The organism is Nostoc sp. CCY0012, from assembly GCF_963920855.1.
GTDB lineage: Bacteria > Cyanobacteriota > Cyanobacteriia > Cyanobacteriales > Nostocaceae > Cyanocohniella.
In genome coordinates this window covers 20178-44578 of record NZ_CAWUDM010000029.1, presented here as the reverse complement: position 1 = coordinate 44578, position 24401 = coordinate 20178, and the positions used below count along the sequence as shown (strand labels likewise).

Sequence of the window (24401 nt, the reverse complement as noted above, 5' to 3'; positions counted from 1 at the left end):
CATGATATGAAAAGACATCTGTGAATTTTTATCAGTGTTGGGTTAAAAAAGAAACATGAAAATCATTAAACCCATCACTAACTGGTTAGAAATCCGTGCTAGTACGCCTACATACACTGGGTGGGTACTCGCGGGAATTGCTATTTGTTTTTTTGGGGCGGCTGTGAATACTATGGCTGGCTGGCTATACGCTATTAGCGGTGTAAGTTTTGCCCTTTTAGTGATAGCCGCAGTTTTACCACCGCGATCGCTTGTTGGTTTAGTGGTGAAACGTCATCCCATGTCGCCGATATCAGCAGGTGACGACCTAACTGTGGAATTAGAAATCTGCAATCCCACACGACACTCTGTCAACTTGTTGCAGGTGGAGGATATATTACCCTTTGTCTTAGGAAAACCAGTACATCAGGCTATAGAAACAATTCCCAAACAAGGCAGTTACCGTTGGGTATATTATCAGCCAACCCAGCGTCGGGGAATTTATCGTTGGCACACCGTCGAACTGGGTAGTGGTGCGCCTTTAGGATTGTTTTGGTGTCGCCGTCAGCGTGATTGTGCTGCCACAGCGATTGTCTATCCCACAGTATTACCTTTGACTACCTGCCCCTTAATCGATGAATTTGGACAAGATGACAGCAAAAAAAGTGATCCTCGTGGCAGACCTTTGCAGACAGCTACATCGGGACTGGTGCGATCGCTACGTCCTTACCGCATTGGTGATCCCACTCGTCTGATCCACTGGCGTACTAGTGCGCGTTACGGTGAATTACGGGTACGAGAACTAGAAATAGTTACAGGCGGACAAGAAATTGTAATTGCCCTTGATAGTGCTGGTAATTGGGATACAGAAAACTTTGAACAAGCTGTAACTGCCGTAGCATCACTGTATTTTTACGCACAAAAACAGCAAATACCAGTGCAACTTTGGACAGCAGCGACAGGTTTAATTCAAGGCGATCGCCTGGTTTTGGAAGCTTTAGCTGCAACGACTTACCACGAAGAGATTAACACGAGCGATCGCCGCCAGAACAATCCTGTGATTTGGCTAACTCAAAATTCTTTAAGTCTCTCTTCCTTACCACCAGGTAGTCGTTGGGTATTGTGGCCAAATACAACTTCACCATCAGAATCGACGTTGGTTAATTGGGATTACCCTGGTATTCATGTACAAAGCGAACAAGCACTCCAACCCCAATTACAAAAATCATGGCGGTGCTAAATCATGCCCGTAATACCATAGATGAAGACGCAATCAGCCTTCAAGAAGACGGTTTGTAGTGAGGGCTACCCTACGGGTTCTGCGAAGCAGTACAGCCCTCAAATAATGGCAAAAGTCCCTGGATAAATTGACCCCTGGAAGAGTCGCCCAAGCTATGGGAGGAGTTTTTGCGGCGATTGGTACTCCAGCCCAACCACCCAAACCTCGCGGAAAGTCTCCAGGCTGGAAGGCTGATCAACCACGTAAACGTAGAATTCGCTATCCCATAGTTAAAAAAACTACAACGAAGCCCCGCAAAGAGCAATCAAAATCTGCTTAGTACTATAGATTTTCATATCTGAACTCTGTTTCTTTTCAACTCAGCGTTGCTGAGTCTTTTCTTGCTGCCTAGTCTAAACTCCAGTTTTTGAGATTGAGCAGAAATTTCTTTTTCGATAGCCTCAGCTATAACTTGCCGCAACCATTCGGAACGGTTGGGCTTGTTACGCACATAACTATCTAACTCGTCTGGCAACAGTACAGATATAGGTTTCGCACCAGATTTTACTCCTACTCCTTTTGATGGAGAGCGAGTAGCAATATTTAGATGCGTTCGCCCTGATTGAACAATTTGGTTTACCCAATATATGGCTGACAAAAACCAGTAGTTTGGGGCTATCTATAAACGATAGAATGTGGAATTAATCGCAAGTCATTGAGGCGATCGCTACCTAATACCTCTAATTTCTACAAATTTACTCAACATATGTATATAATGCAAGCAAGCACTTACATTCCACTCATGAGTAACTTAGCATCAAACACTCCACAAACTTGGTAAATCCGCTTATTCAATCCCGATAAACGCTCTAGGAGAGGATCAACAGAGGATTGTTTTTTATTGACTACTTGAACAAGTTATAGTATTTGCACGTAATTTTCTGACCATATAAGTTTCTAAGAATACCAAAAAGTGCCATAACCCGAAATATCTGGGTTTTCAGCAAGTAATAGATTATCTAATTTGCCGTCTGTCTACATAATATATAAAAAACAAATATGCCCCATTCTGAATCGCCTGAGTCTTTCGTTGCGGCTGAAATAAAACAGCCAGATGTCACTGATAACCTACACGTTGAACAGCCAGAGAAAAAACCTCGGACTAATCAACGGCGGCGTTGGCCTCTAATTTTAGGCATCATCCTGTTAATTATCGGTGGTGGTGTTGGTTGGCGCTGGTGGCAAAATAGCCTTGCGGAGAATCCACCTCCAGGGGACACAGCAGCTGCTGGTCAACCGATGGCAGTTCCTGTAAAAATAGCCACTGTAGAAACTGGAACTATAGAAGACAGTTCAGTAATTGGTGGCTTTTTAGACTCTCCTGGCTCAGTAGCAATCCAGCCAGAGACTGACGGGCGGATCAGTCAAATTTTATTTAAAGAAGGCGATCGCGTCCAACAAGGACAAGTGATAATTCGCCTGCGAAGTGACGATACCCAAGCTCGCTTACGACAAGCAAGAGCATCGTTAGAACGTACCCAAGCCCGACTTGCAGAACTCAAAGCCGGTACACGTCCTGAAGAAATTGCCCAAGCCAGAGCTAGATTAGCTCAAGCCGAAACTCGTCTGAGAAATGCCCAAGGTGGAGCGCGTCCCGAAGAAATTGCTCAGGCCGAAGCGCAAATTGAAGTAGCTAAATCTGATGTGGAATTGGCACGCTCAAGAGGTCAGAGGTACCAACAATTAAGAGCAGAAGGTGCTGTTTCCCAAGACCAACTAGAAGGATTTTTGGGAGAACAAAGAAGCGCTGAAGCTAGGCTGCAAGAAGCCCAAAGACGGCTCGAACAACTCCGCAAAAGTCGAATATCTGATATTGATGAACTAGCTGCGGCTGTAGAACTAGAAAGGCAAAATGTCAGACAACTGGAAAACGGCCCCCGCCCGGAGGAAATTGCTCAAGCCCGTTCTCAAGTTAGTGAAGCCGCCGCCCAAGTCCAGGTAGCAGAAGTCCAACAAAGAAACACAAATGTTGTCGCTCCTTTAACGGGTATTCTCGGTGATATTCCGGTAAGGGTGGGGGATTTTGTCAGTCAAGGAGATGAACTCACCACACTCAATAGAAATGACTCTTTGGAATTGAATTTAAATGTCCCTTTCCATGAAGCCGAAAGGTTGCGTGTGGGATTACCTGTAGAAATACTAGATGCTGAAGGCAAACCTGCGGCTACAGGTAAAGTAAGTTTTATCTCACCCAATATCAATGCTAATACGCAGAATATTGTTGCTAAAGCCACCTTTGTCAATGCCCAGAACCAAATACTTAATCGCCTGAACGTACAAGCCAAAGTCATCTGGAGCGAACGTCCGGGAATTTTAGTTCCCACCGCAGCCATCTCGCGCATGGGGGGGCAAAATTTTGTGTTTGTAGCTCAAGCACCAGCAGAAACCAAACCGGGAATGCCTAATTTGGTAGCTCAACAAAAACCCGTGAAGTTAGGAGCTATTGAAGGCAATAATTATCAAGTTCTGGAAGGGCTGGAAGCTGGGGACAAAATCGTTGTTTCTGGCATTCTTAACCTCACAAATGGTGCGCCAATCATGCCTGCATCCGCAGAAATGGGGAATGGAAAACCCCAGGAATAATTCGTAATTAAATGATTTTTGGCAGCAGAATTTGAGTTTTAGACGTTAGATGGAAAATCCTTAATCTAAAATCCAAAATCGGTTGACTAAATTCCTAACTACCGATTTCCATTTACAAATTTCTCAAATCTATGTTTGTTGATTTTTTTATTAAACGGCCAGTTTTTGCTACGGTTTGTGCATTGATTGTGCTGTTATTGGGATTGATTTGTCTTCCCACTCTGCCCATTGCTCGTTTCCCGAATATTGCTCCTACTCAAATCAACGTCACCGCCAACTATAGCGGAGCCAGTGCTGAAGACGTAGAAAGCGGTGTGACAAACATATTAGAAAGGCAAATCAACGGGATTGAAGGTATTCGCTACATTACCTCCAGTAGTAGTAACGATGGCTCGACTAATATTACAGCTACCTTCGATTCATCCCGAAATGGCGATATTGCGGCTGTAGATGTGCAGAACCGGGTTTCTCTTGCCCAACCGCAACTACCAGAAGCTGTACAACGCACGGGTGTTAGAGTATCACAGCAATCTAATAATATCCTTTTAGCCATTGGGATATTTGCTGAAAACGATGAATATGACAATATATTTTTAAGTAACTATGCTGACCTTTACTTAGCAGATGCCTTAAAAAGAATCAAAGGCGTTAGTAATGTGCAAATTTTTGGTGAACGCCGTTACGCCATGCGTCTGTGGTTAGATCCCAATCGCCTTGCTAGTCGGGGGTTAACGACTGCGGATGTAGCCAATGCCTTATCTGAACAAAATTTGCAAGTCGGTGCGGGGAGTATTGGTCAAGAACCTGCTCCGGAAGGGCAAAGATATCAAATTGATGTGCGTGCTGTTAGTAGACTCACCGAACCATCAGAATTTGACGAAATTGTCCTGAGAACTAACGATGATGGTACCTTAATCAAGCTTAAAGATGTCGGTAGAGCAGAACTAGGAGCAGAAAATTACAACTCATTTTTGCGATATCGTGCCAAAGATGCAGTAGGTTTGGGTATTTATCAGCTTTCTGGGAGTAATGCCTTAGATGTGGCGCGGGGAGTGAGGGCAGAAATGGCGCGACTGGCTCCCAATTTTCCGCCGGGAATACAGTATGAGGTAGCTTTTGACACGACACTTTTTGTGGAAGAGTCGATGTTAGAAGTAGTCAAGACTCTAATTGCCGCAGTGATACTAGTTGTGATTGTGATTTTTGTATTCTTGCAGGACTGGCGAACCACTTTAATTCCCGCACTGACGGTGCCTTTGTCTCTGATTGGGACATTTATTTTTGCCAGGGTTTTTGGCTTTTCCATTAATAGTTTGACCTTATTTGGTTTGACTTTAGCATCTGGGATGGTGGTAGACGATGCCATCGTTGTAGTTGAGCAGATCAGCCGTTTTATCCAGGATAAAGGCATGAGTCCGCGCCGAGCCGCCAGTGAATCAATGGCTGAACTATTTGGTGCAGTAATTGCCACTTCCTTGGTGCTGATGGCGGTATTTATCCCCGTGGCATTTTTTCCCGGAAGTACTGGCGCACTTTATCAGCAATTTGCCCTGACCATCGCCTTCTCCATTGTGATTTCTACTTTTCTGGCTTTAACTCTGACACCTTCTTTGTGTGCCTTACTGCTACGTCCAGGACAGAAACCTACAGGCTGGCTGGGTCGGTTTTTTGATCGAGTTAATCAGTTGCTCGACTCGGTACAACGCAGCTATGAGCGATCGCTTCATTTTCTCATCCGCTTCAAAAACATTATCATTGGACTATTCATTGTCTCCTTGGGAATGACCGCTTGGCTTTATGTCACAGTACCTACAGCCTTTCTCCCAGACGAAGATGAAGGCTTTTTTATTACACTGATTCAAGGGCCGCAAGGGGTTTCACTGCAATATACCAGTGATGTCATTGCCCAGGTAGAAAAACAAATCTTGGAAATTCCTGAAGTCGTGGGAACCTTCGCTGTGGGTGGGTTTAGTTTCAGTGGTAATACTGCCAACAACGGTATTATATTTACCACATTAAAACCTTGGGCAGAACGCTCACGACCGGATCAATCAGTACAGGCGATTCTTGGTAAGTTACGAGGGCAATTATTCGCCATAACAGAAGCCAGAGTCTTTCCTGTGAATCCACCGCCCATTCAGGGATTAGGTAACTTTGGCGGCTTCAATTTCCAACTACAAGACCAAAGAGGTAGTAGTGGCTTGGACAATTTAGTGCAATCAATGGGTCAATTGCTTGGTCGCGCCAACCAAACGCCAGGATTACAAGCTGTCTTTAGCACTTTTGCCGCACAAACACCACAATTGCTGGTAGAAGTAGATCGTAATCGAGCCAAAGCACTACAAGTTTCCATAGGTGATATCTTCCGGACTCTGCAAACTGCTTTAGGTTCTCAATATGTCAATGATTTCAACCTCCAGCAGCGTAATTATCGAGTTTATATCCAAGCCGATCAACAGTTTCGCTCTAACCCCAAAGATATCGGTCAACTATATGTTCGTTCTCAAACCAATCAAATGATTCCTTTGAGAAACTTAATTACAACTACTGATGTTGTGGGAGCGCAAACGATTAATCACTATAATCTCTTTCGCTCAATTGAAATCAATGGTTCTGCTGCACCCGGTACTAGTTCTGGCGACGCGATTCAGGCTATGGAACAGGTGGCTCAAGAAGTTTTACCACCAGGTTTTGGTTATGAGTGGTCAGGAACTGCATTAGAAGAAATAGAATCTGGCGGTTTAGCACCGATTATCTTTGGTTTGGGAATTGTCTTTGTCTTTTTAGTGCTAGCTGCTCAGTATGAGAACTACATAGACCCCTTAATTATCCTGTTATCAGTGCCTTTAGCAATTTTTGGCGCACTTGTAGCTCAATCAATGCGAGGTTTTGCCAATGATGTTTACTGTCAAATCGGTCTAGTGATGTTGATTGGTTTGGCTAGTAAGAATGCGATTTTGATTGTGGAATTTGCCAACCAACTGCGGGATGAAGGGCTTTCCATTACTAAGGCGGCTGTAGAGGCTGCACAAGGGCGTTTACGCCCGATTTTGATGACGGCGTTTTCGACGCTGCTGGGTATTTTTCCCTTGACTATTGCCACAGGTGCTGGTGCGGGAAGTCGTCTGTCTTTGGGAACAACGGTGTTTGGTGGGATGTTAATTGCTACTTTTTTGAGTTTGTTTGTCGTGCCAATTTTATATATTGTGATTAAGATGACTACAGAGCGTTTTGTTAAACGTAATCGTCATCAAACAATGTCATTAGAGGCTGCTTCCTCCGATAATCAAACTGCCACATATTCGGGCAGACATGACGACTAATAATTAGAGTTTTGGCAAAAAGCAAATCAGCAAAAAATTAACCACAGATAGAAATTAATAGTTTATCTGTGGTTTTCTATGTAATTAATATTTCCTATAAGTCTAAGTAATATTTGGTAAGTATACTATCAGTGAATTTGTAAAGACTAATCCTCAAACGACGCTATACCTAAGATATAAATTGAATTATCTTCCAGGAAAAAAAAGTTAACAGGCACTACTAGCTTCAGAGCTACGTCACCTATCTTACTGTGCTAAGTCTGCTGCGATTTTTCGGATGCAAACATTTAATGTGCATGGAATGAACAACTAACTATCAATTAACAAATCCTTTAGTAAACATAGATGTTCGTAGATGATATGGCTAGTAAATTTCATCACACCAGAATCCTATGGCATAGATGGGGAGCTAACACATTATTCAAGCTGATGAAATTACCTTTGATTGAGCGATCGCTCAAAAGGTTTTCCCCTATTCTCGTTTTAATATCATTTGTTGCCGTACTGCTACTCAATAGTTTAAGCCCGGCTATGGCCCAACTACCGCGTCAGGAGATTCGCGGCGTTTGGATTACCAACAATGACTTTAACGTTCTCAAAGAGCGTACCAAAGTCCAAGAGGCCATGACTCAATTACGGCAGCTCCACTTCAACACAATTTATCCTGTGGTATGGAATTCTGGCTATGTCATGTATCCTAGCGCCGTGGCACAACGCACTGGTATTCAACCCTTTGTGTTTCGCGGCTCCGATGGCCATGATATTCTCGCAGACTTAATTACCCAAGCCCACAGCAGGGGACTTTTGGCAATTCCCTGGTTTGAGTTTGGCTTCATGGCTCCCCCGACTTCCGAATTAGCGTTGGATTATCCACAGTGGTTAACGCAAAAACGAGACGGTAGCCAAACTTCAATTAGTGCGGCTGGTGAAGTTGTATGGCTCAATCCCTTCCATCCCGAAGTCCAGCAGTTTATCACCGATCTCGTAGTGGAAACCGTCACTCAATATGATGTCGATGGCATTCAATTTGACGATCATATGAGTTTGCCCTACGAATTTGGTTACGATCCCTACACCATAGCCTTATACACCCAAGAAACTAATAATAGTCCCCCAAGTAATCCCCAAGATCAATCATGGATGCGTTGGCGGGCAGATAAAATCACAGCGTTTATGGTACAACTTAATCAAGCTGTGAAAGCTAGAAAACCCAACGCCATTTTCTCAGTTTCTCCCAATTACTACGATTTTGCTTACAAATTTCAACTCCAAGACTGGCTAGCTTGGATGCGGCAAAACATTGTAGACGAGCTAATTGTGCAGATATATCGTCCCGATCTCCAAAGCTTTGTCAATAATATTTCCCGCACAGAAATTCAAGAAGCCCAACAAATGATTCCCACAGGCATTGGTATCATGACAGGTTTACGCAATCGACCTGTACCCATGCAACAAATTAAATCACAGGTACGGGCTGCCCAAGCACGCGGTTTAGGAGTCACTTTCTTTTATTACGAAACCCTGTGGAACTCTGCCCCAGAACCTCCCAGTCAGAGAATAGCAGGATTTCAAAATCTCTTCCCAGTTCCCGCATTTCGCTCGGCTATGGGAAGAGGAGAGTAAAGATATGGGGAGATGGGGCAATGAAAACGTATGTTCGTTTTTGTACCCTACCCTACTCCCTACTCCCTACTCCCATCATTTCCCTCAATTGAGAACTCATCTTGAGCATTGGGGCAATTGTTTCAGCCGGAGCAGGGCGACTAAAGTAAAAACCTTGACCTTCGTCACATCCACGTTTTTGTAAGTATTCCATCTGTTCTTGGGTTTCTACTCCCTCGGCTGTGATAGCCAACCGCAGGCTTTTTGCTAAGGCAATAATGGCATTGGTGACAGCAGCACTATCAGGATTAGAGATAACATCCTGCACAAATGAGCGATCAATTTTCAGCATATTTACAGGAAACTGCTTCAAGTAGTTCAAGGAAGAATAGCCTGTGCCGAAGTCATCTAAAGCTATTGATATACCTAGTTCTCGTAATTTTTGTAAGGTGTTCACAGATCTGTGAATGTCAGTCATCAAAAAACTTTCAGTCACTTCTAGTTCTAAGTAAGCAGCTGCCATTCCTGTTTCCTCAAGAATCTGGCTGACGACTTGCACCAGATTCGGTTGTTCAAATTGTCGAGCCGAGAGGTTGACGGAAATACGAAGAGGAGACATTCCCGCAAGTTGCCAAGCACGATTTTGGGCGCAAGCGGTTCGTAAAACCCATTCACCAACAGGCACAATTAAATCATTAGCTTCGATAATGGGAATAAACTTGGCTGTTGCCAGCGAACGAGGGCTTCATTGGCTATTACTTGTCCGCTGTGTAAATCAATCAGAGGTTGATAATAAACTCGCATTTCGCCACGCTCAAGGGCCCCGTGTAGTTCGTTTTCTAGGGCTAATCTTTCCTGGATTTGAGCATTTATCTCTGGGGAATAAAACTGATGTTGACCACGCCCTTGCTGTTTGGCTTGGTACAAAGCTATATGAGCCTGTTGCAAGAGTTGATCTACGTCATGGCAATTATCTAAACCATTAAAGATGATACCGATACTGGCTGTAATATGAATGCGGTTGCCATCTAAAGAGAAGGGTTTTGCTAAGGTACTTTGTAGCAACTGGGCAAGGTGGATGACACTTTCAAAACAGGGAAGATCTATCCGCGCGATCGCAAATTCATCTCGACTCACATGGGCCAGGATATCTGTTGGTGCTAAACAAGTTATCAAACGCTGGGTAACTGCTCTTAAAAGTAAGTTTGCAGTTTCATGTTCCAAGGCATGACTCATGCCAATAAAATCATCAATAGCTAGTAAGAATACAGCTACAAGCTTTTGGCTGTGCTGAGGTTGGCATAAAGTTTGATTCAGGCGATCGCAAAACAAATCCCGATTGGGTAATCCAGTTAAATTATCGTAATTACTGATGTGGTGAATTAATTCGTCTAATTTGTGAAGAGTTTGTGAGGTATCTGCCATCAGGCTTCCTGCTTCATCAGCAAATTCTGTCGGCAGTTTGGGTAATGTTTTGGTGTTGAGATAGTCTTGTAAGGCCACCGAGGTCAAAATCACCGGAGCCAGCAGCAAGCGTAATGCATAGAGAGTAATTACAGTACCCACTAATGTAGCTAACAGGGCAATCAATAAAACTGGTAGCGCCATATCCCAAGAATAGGAATTTGAGATCACAAAACTGAACAGCAAGGTCAGAAGTGGGACATGGGTTCCTAAAAATGCCACCAACATGATTTTAGCTGTGTAACTTTTTTTGAACCATCGAACCTGAGCTAGTAATGAATATAAGTGAAGTTTATTTTGACTCTTCATAGATGCTGAGTGAAAAGTGAGAGTTGATAAATTACTGACCAGTTAACCTGATAACATCGTGTCTTTGATTCACAATTTAGTAAAATCAATGACTCTGGTAGTAACCAAACAATAGTTCATATATTATGTTTCCTAATAAGTTGCTCATACATCATATAATCAATTATTTGTTTATGTTTAGTTTCAATCAACAGGTAGTTTTACTATAAAAATACTGTTAGTAAAATTACTAGTTAATAAACCTATTGTCTAATTATTGTTATGTTATAGTAAGAGCCTTTACTTTAATGCCATTCGGGTATAATGTTTGAAAATATCTATACCTGTGGCGTTTTGAAGTAGGATATATGGCTAAAGATAAAGCCAATAAAATTATATAATTGCTCTAATATAAAGTTATGAATAAATGAATATCAGTATATCTAACACTTAAACGATAGGGAGCATCACCATTTGGCAAAAATATAAGGTATTGACACAAAAACTAATAAATCTATAGTCTCAAAGATTTTATATCAGTTTCCTACATAATAGGACAAGTCATAATAAAAAAGGCGATCGCAGTTTATTTAAACCTGTAAAATGTAGTATGTCGCTATATTGCCTATAGCCCAGCATTAAACTAAAAATTAAATAAATCGCTATTTAACTATATGAGTATTAAATTGCAACCACTATCAAAAAACACAGGTATCCAAATTACAAATAATGATAGTGTTAGTCTTTGAGAATTGAACCTAGAAGAAATTACGAATTTATTCAAATCCTCTGGTGTATTACTTTTTAGAGGATTTGAAACTGATGTTAATATTTTTAAGCAATTCAGCAATTTATTAAGTACAGATTTTCTCGATTACACTGGCGGAGCTTTTACTAGAAGAATTATTGATGACGATAAGACTATTTTAAGCGTCAACGATGATCAGTTTGAGATTAAGTTACATGGAGAAATGTATTATCAGAAAACAAAGCCACTGATGTTGTGGTTTTTTTGTGCTAATCCAGCATCAGAAGCAGGACAAACAACAATATGTGATGGCAAAGAATTTTTTGAGCAAATTAGTGTTTCAACTAAAGAATTATTTAGCAACAAGAAACTGAAGTTTTCTGTATATATATCTAAAGATAAATGGCAGATAAAATATAAAACTGATGAGTTGAATAAGTTACAAGAGATGTGTATAAATAACGATATGTCTCTAAAAATTAACGCAGATAAATCTATTTATCTTCAATACATTTGCCCGGCAATTATTCCTAGTAAATGTGGGAAATATCAAGTTTTTATCAACATTTTGTTACCAACCAAACAGTTACACCCAGAGATTCTAAAGTTTGAGGATGATTCAGAAATTCCTCATGATGTGCTTACAGAATTAGATGAAATTGCTGAAAGAATAACAACAGAGATTTCTTGGAAAAAAGGAGATATTTTAATGATTGATAATACTAGAGTTATGCACGGCAGAAGGGCTTTTGCTGACGAAACAAGGGACATTTATATCAGGCTATGCTCACCAGCTTTTGAATTTTAGAATTTGGACAATCATTGTACCTCTTGCAAAATTAGTTTTATGAGAAAATCTCAGCAATTTTAAGTAGAGAATTTAACCTAAAAAGAGCTTGTATGCAGGGTTCTGACTTTCATCCCAATAACGATAACCGAGGCTATCGAGAAACACTTGCCACTCCTGCATCTCATGGGGGGGTACTTGCATCCCGACAACAATGCGTCCATAATCTGCCCCATTGTTACGGTAGTGGAACATACTAATATTCCAATTGGGACTCATAGAACCAACAAATTTCATTAATGCGCCGGGACGTTCGGGAAACTCAAAACGATAAAGTAATTCATTATGCGCTAGGGGAGAATGTCCACCCACCATATGTCGCAGATGTAATTTTGTCAGTTCATCATCTGTTAAGTCAATGGTTTGGAAACCACAATTTTCAAAAGTTTCTACCATTTTTCCGGCATCGGCACGGTTTTGGATTTGTACACCTACAAAAATATGGGCTTCTTTTTCATCGGCAATGCGATAGTTAAACTCGGTAAGATTGCGTTGACCTATGCATTCACAAAACTTTCGCAAACTACCCTGTTCTTCAGGTATTGCTACAGCAAAGATAGCTTCACGGCGTTCACCAAATTCTGCCCGTTCTGCCACAAAGCGGAGGCGGTCAAAGTTCATGTTAGCGCCACAAGCAACAGCGATTAATGTTTGTCCCTGGATTTGTTCTCGTTCGGCGTATGCTTTAGCAGCTGCGATCGCTAATGCACCAGCGGGTTCTAAAATAGAGCGTGTATCTTCAAACACATCTTTAATGGCTGCACAGGTGTCATCTGTATCGACCAAAATAATTTCATCTACATAGTTCTGACACAGACGGAAGGTTTCTTCACCCACTTCCCGCACCGCTACCCCGTCAGCAAATAAACCCACCTGGGACAACCTCACTCGATGTCCAGCTTTTAATGATTGAGACATGGCATCAGCATCCACAGGTTCAACACCAATAATTTTGATTTCCGGACGCAACCGTTTAACATAGGCAGCAATTCCCGAAATTAAACCTCCACCACCAATAGCCACAAAAATTGCATGGATGGGTTGCTGGTATTGTCGCAGAATTTCCATGCCAATTGTTCCTTGTCCAGCAATCACATCTGGGTCATCAAAGGGGTGAATAAATGTTAAATTCTTTTCTGCCTCTAATTGACGAGCATAAGCATAAGCATCATCGTAGGTATTCCCATTTAATACAACTTCTCCTCCCCTAGCTTTGACGGCATCTATCTTCACTTGAGGAGTAGTCACCGGCATCACAATAATCGCTCGTGTACCCAACCGACTAGCAGCTAGAGCCACACCTTGGGCATGGTTTCCCGCAGATGCGGCAATTACACCCTGGGCCAGCATCTCAGGTGACAAGTTCACCATCTTGTTATAAGCACCCCGCAGCTTAAAGGAAAAAACTGACTGCATATCTTCCCGCTTTAGCAGTAGTTGATTATTCAGTCGTGCAGAAAGGTTTGGGGCATATTCCAGTGGTGTTTCCTGGGCAACGTCATAGACACGGGCAGTCAGAATTTGTACCAGGTAATCACAATACATGGGGTAAGCAGGAGGGCAATTTGGGGATGGATGTTAATTTTACCGCTAGTTGGGTACCTGTTTGACAGAATTACTAGAGTCTTTAGCAAGCTCTGCACTTAGGGAATAGGTACGGGATACGGGATGATCAGACAATTAAGGTTACCTGAGTTATACCCTGACGCATTTCCCGTTGTCGCCTTAACCAAGACTGTTTGATAATATTACCGAACCAGGGAGCAAGTTGTACCAACAGCGATCGCACCAGTGAATTATTTCGCATGAGTTCACCTTGTGCTGCTTCCTGTAATTGAAGTTGCTGGGAGCGGAGAATTTCTGGCTCACGTTCTGCTTGAATTTTTGATAATGCTACATCTATATCATCTATATATTGATGTTCAGTTTCACCCTGCAATATAGGCACAAGATGATTAGCTGCAACAATGACATCACGCAATGCGACATTAATTCCTTGAGCGCGGACAGGAGACATAGGGTGTGCAGCATCGCCTAACAGCATTACCCCTGGTGCGTGCCATTGGGGACAAGAACCGACTACCACAGACAATTTAATGGGAGATTCGATAGTGTCTGCATAATTATGGAAATGTTCTGCTAACCATGAGGGTGATAAAGACGCGAAAATTTCTCCCCAGTCTGCTTGTTTCCAGTCAGCTTTTTCGTTGGCGGACACAACCCAAGCCAGATGTAGTTTACCTGACTCGGCTCCATGAAAGATGCTAAACACGCGATCGCTATTCACAATAGTCCGAAACACATTATCTTCAGCAAACTCAGGAGTGGAGGCCAGTTTAAACCAGAGAATATCTATATTTTTAGGTTGGCGGACTAATTTTAAGCCTGCGCGTTCTCGCACAATTGAGTTGCGTCCATCCGCCCCAATTACAAGATCAGCAGCAATTTGTTGCCCATCGCTGAGTAAGACACCGGCAACACGCTGATCTTTCCACAAAACATCTTTAACAGTGACACCCTGGATCAATTTAAATTCATGATGATTTTGAGCTTCTAAAATCAATGCTTGGAGCAAGGGAGGTTGTGAGACGAGTGTACAAGGTAAATTTGCCCCCATTGGCTCCTCTACTCGAAATAACTGTTTCCCATTAATAATGAATTCCCAAGCGTTGAGTTGTCGATGAGGAATCTGCTGCCACAATGCCGATAGCCCCATTTGTGCCAATGCATCTAACCCACTGGGCATTAGCCCCTCACCGCGAAATACACGATAAAAGTCCTTAGCCGCTTCAATTAGTGTCACCGCAATACCACGCTGTACAAGCAGTAGGGCCAGTGCCGCACCTGTTGGCCCCGCACCGACAATCACAACCTGTGCCATTTAGACCTCCCATAATTGTCGCCAAATTGAGAATAATACTTATATATATAGTCATCTTGAATTTTTGAGCGTTACTGTCTAGCCCCTAGCCCCTAGCCCCTAATCTTCTCCGGAACATTCAAATAGATGTAACTGCAACCGTTGAGAAAGTTCTTCACATACTTTCACTCCCCGGACACTATTACCCCGCACATCTAATAGTGGTGAGAATACTGCAATGCCCATTTTACGGGGGACAACAGCCATAATTCCTCCACAAACACCACTTTTAGCCGGAAACCCAATTTTGTAAGCCCATTCACCCGCAAAGTTGTACATACCGCAGGTGTACATCACACTGAGAATATCTTTAATATAAAGGTTATTTACTGCCTGTTTACCTGTAACTGGGTTGATACCCTTATTAGCAAGAGTAGCTGCCATTACGGCCAAGTCTGGGCAATTCACCATCACGGCACACTGCTGGAAGTAAAGATCTAAAGCTTCTTCAATATTGTGGTCAATCATGCCAAAGTTCAGCATCAGGTGTGCCATCGCGCGGTTCCGATGTCCCGTGCTACGTTCGGAAGTAAATACTGATATATCCACTAGTGCATCCTGTCCGGTGTATCTTTGAAACATTTCTAGAACCCGGTTGAGGCGTTCTGTGGGGCCAGATCCTTTGATTAAGCTAGTGATGGCGATCGCACCGGCATTTACCATTGGGTTATACGGTCGCTTTGATGGCTCATCTAGAATAATCGCGTTGAATGCATCTCCTGTTGGTTCCACGCCAACTCTCGTCAATATATAATCCCGTCCATGATCTTCTAAGGCCAGTCCGTAAGCAAACACCTTAGATATTGACTGAATTGTAAATGTCTGTTGGTAATCCCCGACTTGATAAATTTTGCCGTCTACAGTCGCAATACAAATACTAAATAAGTCCGGATTTACCTTTGCTAGTTCTGGAATATAGTTTGCTAGTGTGCCTTCATTTAAAGACTTGTATTGAGAATGCAAATCGTTGAGAACAGCTAAAAGTGGCGATGGAAGTATTTCTAAATCTTCTGGATTTACTGAATTTGCCATGAAGCCGATAGTTTGCTTAAAAAATCACACTTGTTTAAATTTAGCAAGCGAGTTTTTGCGTAATTTTTGATACACAGGAACTTATTCGCACATATTAATCAAGCATTTTTAATTGTCTCATCATTACTTTTACTTTACTAAAATAAAAATAATAGATACATTAAGCGCCCAGCGTTTTAAGTATTTATAGCTAGAATATAAGTTCTATTTAATACTATTAAATTCTCATAAAATCAGCATATTGCCGTAAAAACCATGTAATTAAAATACTTAAACTAAAACAATTACGGGGGATTGATTTTTTGAAAATATTATTTGTAAGGCTTGATACAGACTGGTTATACAACAATATAAAAGCTTTGTAAACTAAATTTAATTAAGTATTTTGAGCGCGATTTTACTTAAATATATTAAATTGTAATAAATAGTATTTTAAAATTTTATATGTCTTATAAAGTACATTTTCTGATCCGGAGGGTTACAGCTAATTAAAAATCCCCAAATCATTAATTTTTCCTATAGAAATTTTTGATCTGCGAAAAAAACGTTACATCGTCAAAATCCGCATTTGAGAAAGGTTTCACCCTAAAAATTGCAATTAGAAATTCCCAAAGTGATAATTCTCTACGCTAAAACCCTGATCCCCAAGCACAAAAGTTCGTGTTAGTCTGTTGCAGTTACAAACAAAAAGTGAAAGCGGAACAAGTTCGAGTTATTAGGAATATGCCACTACAGTTGGCACAAAAACCCGCGAACTAAGTAACTGCTGTTCTACAGTCGCTTTAAAATCGGACGCATGAATCAAAGATATTTGTGGACTATTGTCGCTCTGTTTCTAGCTGTTTGGGGAATGCCTTTATCGGGGCGCACTCAAACTACCAAGGAAGCCAATCAAGTTTCCCCAGAATCACCAGTTAAAGAGGTGGTCAAGGTAGGAGAGTTTCAATCCTCAGCAGAGAAACCAACCTCGGATGTTGTGATCACAAGCATTCATCCTCATAACATTGAAGGTCGTAAGGCGGCGACTCTGTTTATCAAAAATATTCCAGTTCTCACATTTTTGAGTTCTCAGCCAGTTGCAAGTGTTGATAATAAAGTTGGAGAAATTGGAGATTCTGAGGGCGTGCAATCGTACGCCCTTATTGCTGGTGACTCAGCCCAATTGACCAGTATTGGGAATTTAGCGAATGCGAGTAACCAACAAAATAACTCGCTTCAAGATGACCCGGTTCATAGAGCTGGTCTAATAGCAGCTAGTATTAACCAGCTAGTCCGGAATGATGTAGAGGCTGATAAGATTACTGTAAGTTGGAAAGACAAAAACGAGACTACAGGCGGTAATCAGGCTCAAAAGAAAAGCGCCCCTGTTCAGCAACAGTCAAGCGCTCGCTATGCGATCAAAATCAATGACCAAGAATTGGTGGAAATCAATCAAAATACCCGACTAGCAGGTACCACCAAAAATCTAGCAGAAGATGCATTGCAAGCAACCAATCGCTTGCGAAGACTTATGGGTAATGCATCTCCCATCACAGAAATTGCTAATCTACCAAAAGCCACGCCTATTTCTATGCCTCAGCCGGCACAACAAATAGCTAGCAATAGGCGGCTCAGTTTTCAAGGCATAGCTTCCTTTTATGGTCGTGAGTTTGCTGGCAGACCTACTGCCACTGGAGAGAGATTTAATCCAGAAGCCATGACCGCAGCTCATCGCAGCCTACCCTTCGGAACACGAGTCCGGGTGACTAACGCCCGTAATGGTCGTTCTGTCGTGGTGCGAATCAATGACCGTGGCCCATTTATTCGGGGTCGGGTAATCGATTTATCTACTGGTGCAGCTAGGTCTATAGGCATGATCAATAGTGGTGTAGCACCTGTCAAAATTGAAGTTTTGGGAAGATAATCCTAGAGGCTAGAGGCTAGGGGCTAGGGGCTAGAGTAAGAGGAGATTAGCTAGATTCTTACCTACTCCCTATTTCCTATTCCCTATTCCCCATTGCCTAATTTCTAATTTCTAATTCCCCTAGTTCAATTAGCCCTTTCCCCTATTTCAGATATAAACTAACGGGGGAGACGCTTAAAAAGAACTAGGGGTATTTTGTGCGCCTGCTGACAACAGTCGCAGCTTTACGCTGCTATTTAACTCAACGCTACTCAGACAACAAGCTAAAAATTTCCGAAGACTTGGTACTAAATGAAATGACTAGCTGGTACCAGACAGCAGTCGGTTTGGTGCCAACTATGGGTGGTTTACATCAAGGTCATTTAAGCTTGATTGCAAGAGCTAGGCAAGAAAATTCTACGGTGATTGTCAGTATTTTCGTCAATCCCCTGCAATTTGGTGTCAACGAAGATTACGGACGTTATCCTCGGACTTTAGAGCAAGACCAACAACTTTGTCAGCAAGCAGGGGTAGATGCGATTTTTGCACCGACTCCGGAAGAAATGGGTGTTCCCCAGAAAAGTATACAAGAATCTAAAGTGACACAAGTGATACCACCGTCTGCTATGATGGCAAGTTTGTGTGGTCGTTCTCGACTAGGTCACTTTCAAGGTGTGGCTACCATTGTGACTAAGCTTTTGAACTTGGTACAACCTGAGCGAGCCTACTTTGGACAAAAAGATGGTCAGCAACTAGCTATTATTAAACGGTTAGTAGCTGATTTGAATTTGCCAGTAGAAATTGTTGCTTGTCCGACAATGCGGGAAGCGTCGGGACTTGCCTTTAGTTCTCGCAATCAATATTTGACTGCACAAGAAAAAGAGCAAGCAACGGTTTTATCTCAAGGTTTACGGCAAGCAGAAGCTGCTTTCAAGTCAGGTGTGCATGATAGTAGCAAGCTGATAGCGGTGGTACAGCAAGAACTGGCAAAGGTTAGTACTCTATTTGTGGAATATATTGAATTGGTTGAACCGACTACGTTAATGTCTTTAGAAACAATTGAGGAGGAAGGAATGCTGGCGATCGCAGCTCGTCTTGGTTCTACACGTTTGATTGATAATACCATTTTGCGCGATCGCCAACCTATCATCGCCATTGATGGGCCTGCGGGTGCTGGAAAATCTACGGTGGCTCGTCAAGTAGCAGCTAAGTTGGGGCTAGTGTATTTAGATACAGGAGCCATGTATCGGGCTGTGACTTGGCTAGTGCTGCAACAAGGTGTGGCCATTAATGATGAGTGTGCGATCGCAGAATTAACTCATCGGTGTAACATTGAATTGACTCCCAGCCATGATTTACAATCCCCAGTCAAGGTTTGGATTAATCATACCGATGTTACCCAAGCAATTCGCACGGTTGAAGTGACATCTCAAGTATCAGCCATAGCTGCCCAAACTGCTGTGCGTCAAGCACTGGTGAAAAAACAGCAAGGCTGGGGTAAAAAAGGTGGTTTAGTCGCGGAAGGACGAGACATTGGTACTCATGTATTCCCCGATGCTGAAGTTAAAATCTTCTTAACTGCTTCTGTCAATGAACGCGCGCGTCGCCGTCAGCAAGACTTTAAGCAACAAGGTCAACCCGAAGTGAGTTTAGAGGAGCTAGAACGGGATATTGCCGAACGTGACTGGAAAGACAGTACCCGTAAAGTTTCTCCTCTGCAAAAAGCAGCGGATGCCCTAGAGATGCAAACTGATGGTTTGAGTGTGTCTGATGTTTCCGCACAAATTGTCAACTATTACCAACAGCGTTTATCTCAACCGTAGTAATGACAACCTGCTGACAATTTCCGATTTAATTGGGGTGGGGAGTGATTGCTAATAAACTGACACCCCCATCTCAAAACTGAAGCTTAAAAATACAGTAATTTGAGTTTTAATATCATCGCCGTATTAGAGACTATAAACAAATAGAAAAATTAATACCTCTAGCTTGAGGCTGACTAAAAATAATTTAATTCGTATTTCTCAAGGTAGAAGTATTTTACCTAAGAAATTAGCTATATATAAGAGTTGGCGAAAAAATCTAAGTTAAACGGTTATCTATTTACTGAAATATCTCCTTGCATAGTCAAGATTATAGATTTCAGCGGTAGAATCTGGTATTAATATCACAGGAACAAGTTTCAGTTAATGGCTAGAAGAGTGTTTACCTGGGGTATTAGCAGTTTTTATTTATCATCATTAGTCTATAGAAAAACGACTTATTATTAATCTACTTTGTCTTGATCTTCCTTTTAGTAGTAAAATGGCGATGTTAAGTTTTATATCCAATATTAAAGGGTATGAAACTGATACGTATAAAACCTGTAATTTCCTAAGCTGCTACAACAGCTTTAAACTGGAAAACAGTTAAAGAGAGGATTTCACAAAATGGCATTTACACAGCCCCCCTTACCTTTCGACTTTAATGCTCTAGAGTCTCATGGCATGAAAGGCGAAACCTTTGAGTATCATTACGGCAAGCATCACAAATCTTATGTAGATAACCTGAACAAGCTAACTGATGGTACTGAACTTGCTGATAAATCTCTAGAAGAAGTCATCCAAACTGCCTTTAAAGACTCCTCTAAAGTGGGCATCTTCAACAATGCTGCCCAAGTTTGGAACCATACATTTTTCTGGAATTCCCTCACACCCGCAGGCGGTGGCGCACCCAGCGGCGACTTAGCAGCCAAGATTGATAAAGACTTTGGTAGCTTCGATAAATTTAAAGAAGAGTTCTCTAACGCTGCTGCAACTCAGTTCGGTAGTGGATGGGCTTGGCTAATTGATGATGGTGGGACGCTGAAGGTAATGAAGACACCGAATGCGGAAAACCCTCTAGCTCATGGTAAAAAAGCACTCCTAACCTTGGATGTTTGGGAACACGCTTATTACATAGACTACAGAAATGCTCGTCCAGCATTCATCAAAAACTTCTTAGATCAGTTGGTGAATTGGGAATTTGCGGCGGCAAATCTTGCTAAAGCCTAATTAACTTGCAGTTTTGTGCTGATTGTGTTGCTGACTTTTGCCAGATATGCAAAGCAGAGACAATCAGTTAACTTCTGAATATTGCCTAGCAGTCACGACTTGGCTCGTGGCTGTTTTTGATCTGTTAAGCAAATGGTGCTGGGCTGAACTGTCTAATGTATTGTAAAAAGTAGTGAACTAAAACAAACATATGGATAGTACAGAACTAGCTCAATACTTGGAATCCACAAATAGCATCACCAAACCTTGGCTATTGGTGCAACTGCGACTCAAGAAGTTGCAAGAACGTCAAGCTAATATTTCCGAAGATACCTATGCCAATGAATTAGCAGATATACACCAAGACTTAATGAATTTGGGTGAATGGTGGCGTGGCATTGAAGAGGAAGTATTTTAATGTAGACTCACAACAAACCACCTCCAAGATGATAGCCTAAGTTGGTAACGGATTGATAACGGTGCAGTCAGGAATGGATTATCGGGATGCCGGGGTGGATGTTGAGGCTGGTAGAGCTTTTGTCGATCAAATTCGCAATTTGGTTCACAGCACCTTTAGACCGGAAGTAATTGGCGGATTGGGTGGTTTTGGTGGTTGTTTTCAACTACCAGGGGGTTTTAAAGAGCCAGTATTGGTTTCGGGGACTGATGGTGTAGGCACAAAGTTAAAAATTGCTCAAATTCTCAATCGTCATGACACTGTTGGCATTGATTTAGTCGCAATGTGCGTGAATGATGTGTTGACATCAGGCGCAGAACCGTTGTTTTTTTTAGATTATGTAGCCACAGGTAAGTTAGAAAAAGAGCAACTGACTCAAGTGGTAGCTGGTATAGCCACTGGGTGTAGGTTAGCTGGTTGTGCGTTATTGGGCGGAGAAACCGCAGAAATGCCAGGTTTTTACCAAGTTGGTGAATATGACTTGGCTGGGTTTTGTGTGGGAATTGTGGAAAAAAGCCAAATGCTGGATAGTTCCCAAGTCCAAGTTGGGGATGTAGCGATCGCCCTGCCTAGTACAGGTGTACACAGTAATGGCTTGAGTTTAGTCCGCAAGATTGTCAGTGATGGTGGTTTTACTTGGGATGAAAAACCAGAATTATTAGGTGGTGAAACCATCGGCGCAGCTTTCCTCAAACCCACGCAAATTTATGTCAAACCTGTTTTAGCAGCTCGTCAAGCTGGGTTAGAAATTCACGGTATGGCTCATATTACAGGTGGCGGCTTACCAGAAAATTTACCCAGATGTTTGGGTAAAGGTCAAGCGATTAAAATTAACCCCAGTTGGCAAATTCCTCCTATATTTCAGTGGCTAGCACAAGCTGGTTCAGTCAGTGCTGAGGCTATGTATAATACTTTCAATATGGGTATTGGATTTGTGCTATTAGTACCACCCCATCAAGTAGAAGCCACTATTAGTTTTTTGCGATCGCAGGATATTTCAGCCTTTACTATTGGTGAAGTGATAACTGGTTCGGGGACACTAGAAGGACTGCCATCATCAATGTAAATTGAGATTATTCTTTTCCCCACGATGATGAGCAGCTTGTAATAATAGAGACTCAGCAAAAGCAATGGCATCAGTAGCTGATTTCCCACCTGCTAATTGTGCTAGTTCATCCCGGCGATGAGTTAAATTATCCAAGTTAGTCACACGCACCACTGTACGTTGTTCGGCGTTACCATTGTGAGCTTTTTTACCTTTACCTTGGGTAATAGTTTGCTTATCTACACGGAAATGCCGGTCAGCCATGGCCGCCACCAAAGGTTGGTGAGTGACACACAATACTTGATTATTTTGACTTAATTGGTGTAACTTTTCGGCGATCGCTTGGGCGACTCTGCCAGACACGCCAACGTCAATTTCATCAAATACCATTGTTTCAGCCGCATCTATTTGGTTAAAGCAAGCTTTCAGCGCTAGCAAAAACCGACTCATTTCCCCACCAGAAGCGATGGCCATTAAGGGTTGTAGTGGTTCCCCAGGATTGGGGCTAAACATAAATGTAATTTTGTCAGATCCCGTAACTGTGGGGGCAGTAGGGGCGATTTCTACTTGAAACTGTACCTTTTCCATCGCTAAAGGCTTGAGTTCAAAAAGCAATCGGGATTCTAAATTAGCAGCAGTTTGTCGCCGCAGTTGAGTTAATTTGCCACAAGCTTGAGTCAGCTTGGCTAAACTGGCCTGTACTTGCTGTTCTAGACTTTCGATAGATTGTTCGCTATCGTTGAGTTCGCTTAATTCACCTTGGATACGTTCGTAGTAGGCGATCGCCTCTGTTAAAGTGGGGCCATACTTGCGACAAATTTGTTTTAATTCTTGAATACGTGTTTCGACTTCCTCCAACCTTTGGGGATCAGCTTCTAAACTTTCGCCATAAGCATTAATTTGTCTACCCACTTCCATCATGGCAGTTTGAGCATCCCGCACCAAATCCAACAAAGGTTGCAGTTGGGCATCGTATTCTACCATGTCAGTTAATGTTGCTTCGCTGTCACCCAGTAAATCTGCTGCGGCTGGGGTTTCGCTATCATTTTGATACAAAGCTTCATAAACCTTGTAACTCATCTGTTGCAATTCAACTACATGATTTAAGCGTTCTCGTTCTTGGATGAGTTGTTCTAATTCTTGAGGATTTTCAATATTGGCTGCTGTCAACTCCTGCACTTGATAAGTGAGTAAATCGAGTTGTTGCAGGCGTTCTCGTTCTGATGTCCGGCGTTTTTCTAAAATGAGATGCGCTTGTTGGTAAGTATTAAAAGCCACACCAATTAGTTGACGCTGGTGCAATAAAGAATCACCACCGTACACATCCAACCATTCCCTAACTTGGGCAGGTTGTCCCACTTGTACAGTTTGACCTTGGGCGGTGATTTCCACCAAGCGATCGCGCATTCCTCCCATGATCTGCCGATTTACCAACACCCCATTTATCCGCGATCTACTCCGGACATTACTTGCAGTAGCGGTAATTTCTCGACTGACAATTACACAATTATCATCAATTAAATCAATTTCCTGTTCACTCAACCAAGCAGTTAAAGGTGGATTAGAAGTAAAAGTGGCTTCCACCATTGACCGATTTGTCCCCGTGCGAATCACTCGACTAGAGACTTTACCGCCCAAGGCTGCGTCAATGGCATCCAAAATAATCGATTTTCCCGCGCCAGTTTCCCCGGTTAAAACATTGAGTCCAGCGCCGAATTCCAGTTCTAATTGGTCAATTAGGGCAAAATTTTCGATTCGTAGGCAAAGCAACATTCAGCAAAATTCTCCGTGAGGGCAGTTGCCGAGACTTTTTAGTTACAAAACACTAAGCATAATCTTTTAGCTTCCAGCAATACCCACTACTATTAAACTATTAAGCCCATTTCAGTGTAGCAAAACTATGGATTACCTTGATATAAGGTGAATAATTCTTTTGATTGG

General features: G+C 42.2%; 16 protein-coding genes and 1 pseudogene. 11 read left to right on the top strand and 6 right to left on the bottom strand.

What is annotated here, in order from left to right:
- The first annotated feature begins 55 nt into the window (after window positions 1-55).
- On the top strand, window positions 56-1219 hold the full coding sequence (locus ACM0OS_RS10745) for a DUF58 domain-containing protein (RefSeq protein ID WP_414543171.1): 1164 nt from the start codon (window positions 56-58) through the stop codon (window positions 1217-1219).
- A 127-nt stretch (window positions 1220-1346) separates the two neighbouring features.
- The gene (locus ACM0OS_RS10740) at window positions 1347-1538 is read left to right on the top strand and encodes a hypothetical protein (RefSeq protein WP_414543170.1); all 192 of its coding nucleotides are present in this window, start codon (window positions 1347-1349) and stop codon (window positions 1536-1538) included.
- A 12-nt stretch (window positions 1539-1550) separates the two neighbouring features.
- Here the strand turns inward: ACM0OS_RS10740 and ACM0OS_RS10735 are convergent, their stop codons facing one another.
- Complete coding sequence (locus ACM0OS_RS10735; RefSeq protein ID WP_414543169.1) at window positions 1551-1856, bottom strand: hypothetical protein; 306 nt, start codon at window positions 1854-1856, stop codon at window positions 1551-1553.
- A 401-nt stretch (window positions 1857-2257) separates the two neighbouring features.
- Between ACM0OS_RS10735 and ACM0OS_RS10730 the strand changes: the two genes are divergently transcribed.
- The 3 genes from ACM0OS_RS10730 (at window position 2258) to ACM0OS_RS10720 (ending at window position 8787) form a co-directional block, all read left to right on the top strand.
- Window positions 2258-3841 carry an efflux RND transporter periplasmic adaptor subunit gene (locus ACM0OS_RS10730; RefSeq protein WP_414543168.1) on the top strand — a complete coding sequence of 528 codons (1584 nt, stop codon included), beginning with the start codon at window positions 2258-2260 and terminating at the stop codon, window positions 3839-3841.
- 131 nt (window positions 3842-3972) lie between these two features.
- The gene (locus ACM0OS_RS10725) at window positions 3973-7164 is read left to right on the top strand and encodes an efflux RND transporter permease subunit (protein ID WP_414543167.1); all 3192 of its coding nucleotides are present in this window, start codon (window positions 3973-3975) and stop codon (window positions 7162-7164) included.
- 360 nt (window positions 7165-7524) lie between these two features.
- Window positions 7525-8787, top strand: coding sequence for a glycoside hydrolase family 10 protein (locus tag ACM0OS_RS10720; RefSeq protein WP_414543166.1), 1263 nt, complete (start codon window positions 7525-7527; stop codon window positions 8785-8787).
- 52 nt (window positions 8788-8839) lie between these two features.
- On the opposite strand, the pseudogene ACM0OS_RS10715 reads toward ACM0OS_RS10720, so the two are convergent.
- Window positions 8840-10539 (bottom strand): annotated as a pseudogene (locus ACM0OS_RS10715) (putative bifunctional diguanylate cyclase/phosphodiesterase).
- A gap of 731 nt (window positions 10540-11270) precedes the next feature.
- Between ACM0OS_RS10715 and ACM0OS_RS10710 the strand changes: the two are divergent.
- A complete protein-coding gene (locus tag ACM0OS_RS10710) occupies window positions 11271-12074 on the top strand; it encodes a TauD/TfdA family dioxygenase (protein ID WP_414543165.1) in 804 nt (267 codons plus the stop codon).
- Between the two features lie 72 nt (window positions 12075-12146).
- On the opposite strand, the gene ilvA is transcribed toward ACM0OS_RS10710, so the two are convergent.
- The 3 genes from ilvA to glsA form a co-directional block, all read right to left on the bottom strand.
- Complete coding sequence (gene ilvA / locus ACM0OS_RS10705) at window positions 12147-13658, bottom strand: threonine ammonia-lyase, biosynthetic (protein WP_414543164.1); 1512 nt, start codon at window positions 13656-13658, stop codon at window positions 12147-12149.
- A 127-nt stretch (window positions 13659-13785) separates the two neighbouring features.
- A complete protein-coding gene (locus tag ACM0OS_RS10700) occupies window positions 13786-14994 on the bottom strand; it encodes an FAD-dependent monooxygenase (protein WP_414543163.1) in 1209 nt (402 codons plus the stop codon).
- Between the two features lie 99 nt (window positions 14995-15093).
- Window positions 15094-16065 carry a glutaminase A gene (glsA, locus tag ACM0OS_RS10695; protein WP_414543162.1) on the bottom strand — a complete coding sequence of 324 codons (972 nt, stop codon included), beginning with the start codon at window positions 16063-16065 and terminating at the stop codon, window positions 15094-15096.
- Between the two features lie 796 nt (window positions 16066-16861).
- Here glsA and ACM0OS_RS10690 point away from each other — a divergent pair.
- The 5 genes from ACM0OS_RS10690 to purM all read left to right on the top strand — a co-directional run bounded on the left by ACM0OS_RS10690 (window position 16862) and on the right by purM (window position 22481).
- Entirely contained in the window at window positions 16862-17968 is a 1107-nt protein-coding gene (locus ACM0OS_RS10690) for a septal ring lytic transglycosylase RlpA family protein (protein WP_414543161.1), read from the top strand.
- 197 nt (window positions 17969-18165) lie between these two features.
- Complete coding sequence (locus tag ACM0OS_RS10685; RefSeq protein ID WP_414543160.1) at window positions 18166-19770, top strand: bifunctional pantoate--beta-alanine ligase/(d)CMP kinase; 1605 nt, start codon at window positions 18166-18168, stop codon at window positions 19768-19770.
- A gap of 606 nt (window positions 19771-20376) precedes the next feature.
- Window positions 20377-20979, top strand: a complete 603-nt coding sequence (locus ACM0OS_RS10680; protein ID WP_414543159.1) for a superoxide dismutase — start codon at window positions 20377-20379, stop codon at window positions 20977-20979.
- A gap of 190 nt (window positions 20980-21169) precedes the next feature.
- A complete protein-coding gene (locus ACM0OS_RS10675) occupies window positions 21170-21376 on the top strand; it encodes a hypothetical protein (protein ID WP_414543158.1) in 207 nt (68 codons plus the stop codon).
- A gap of 73 nt (window positions 21377-21449) precedes the next feature.
- A complete protein-coding gene (purM, locus tag ACM0OS_RS10670) occupies window positions 21450-22481 on the top strand; it encodes a phosphoribosylformylglycinamidine cyclo-ligase (RefSeq protein WP_414543157.1) in 1032 nt (343 codons plus the stop codon).
- Here purM and recN read toward each other — a convergent pair.
- On the bottom strand, window positions 22473-24233 hold the full coding sequence (gene recN, locus ACM0OS_RS10665; protein ID WP_414543156.1) for a DNA repair protein RecN: 1761 nt from the start codon (window positions 24231-24233) through the stop codon (window positions 22473-22475). The two genes, purM and recN, sit on opposite strands and share 9 nt — an antisense overlap.
- Between the last annotated feature and the right edge of the window lie 168 nt (window positions 24234-24401).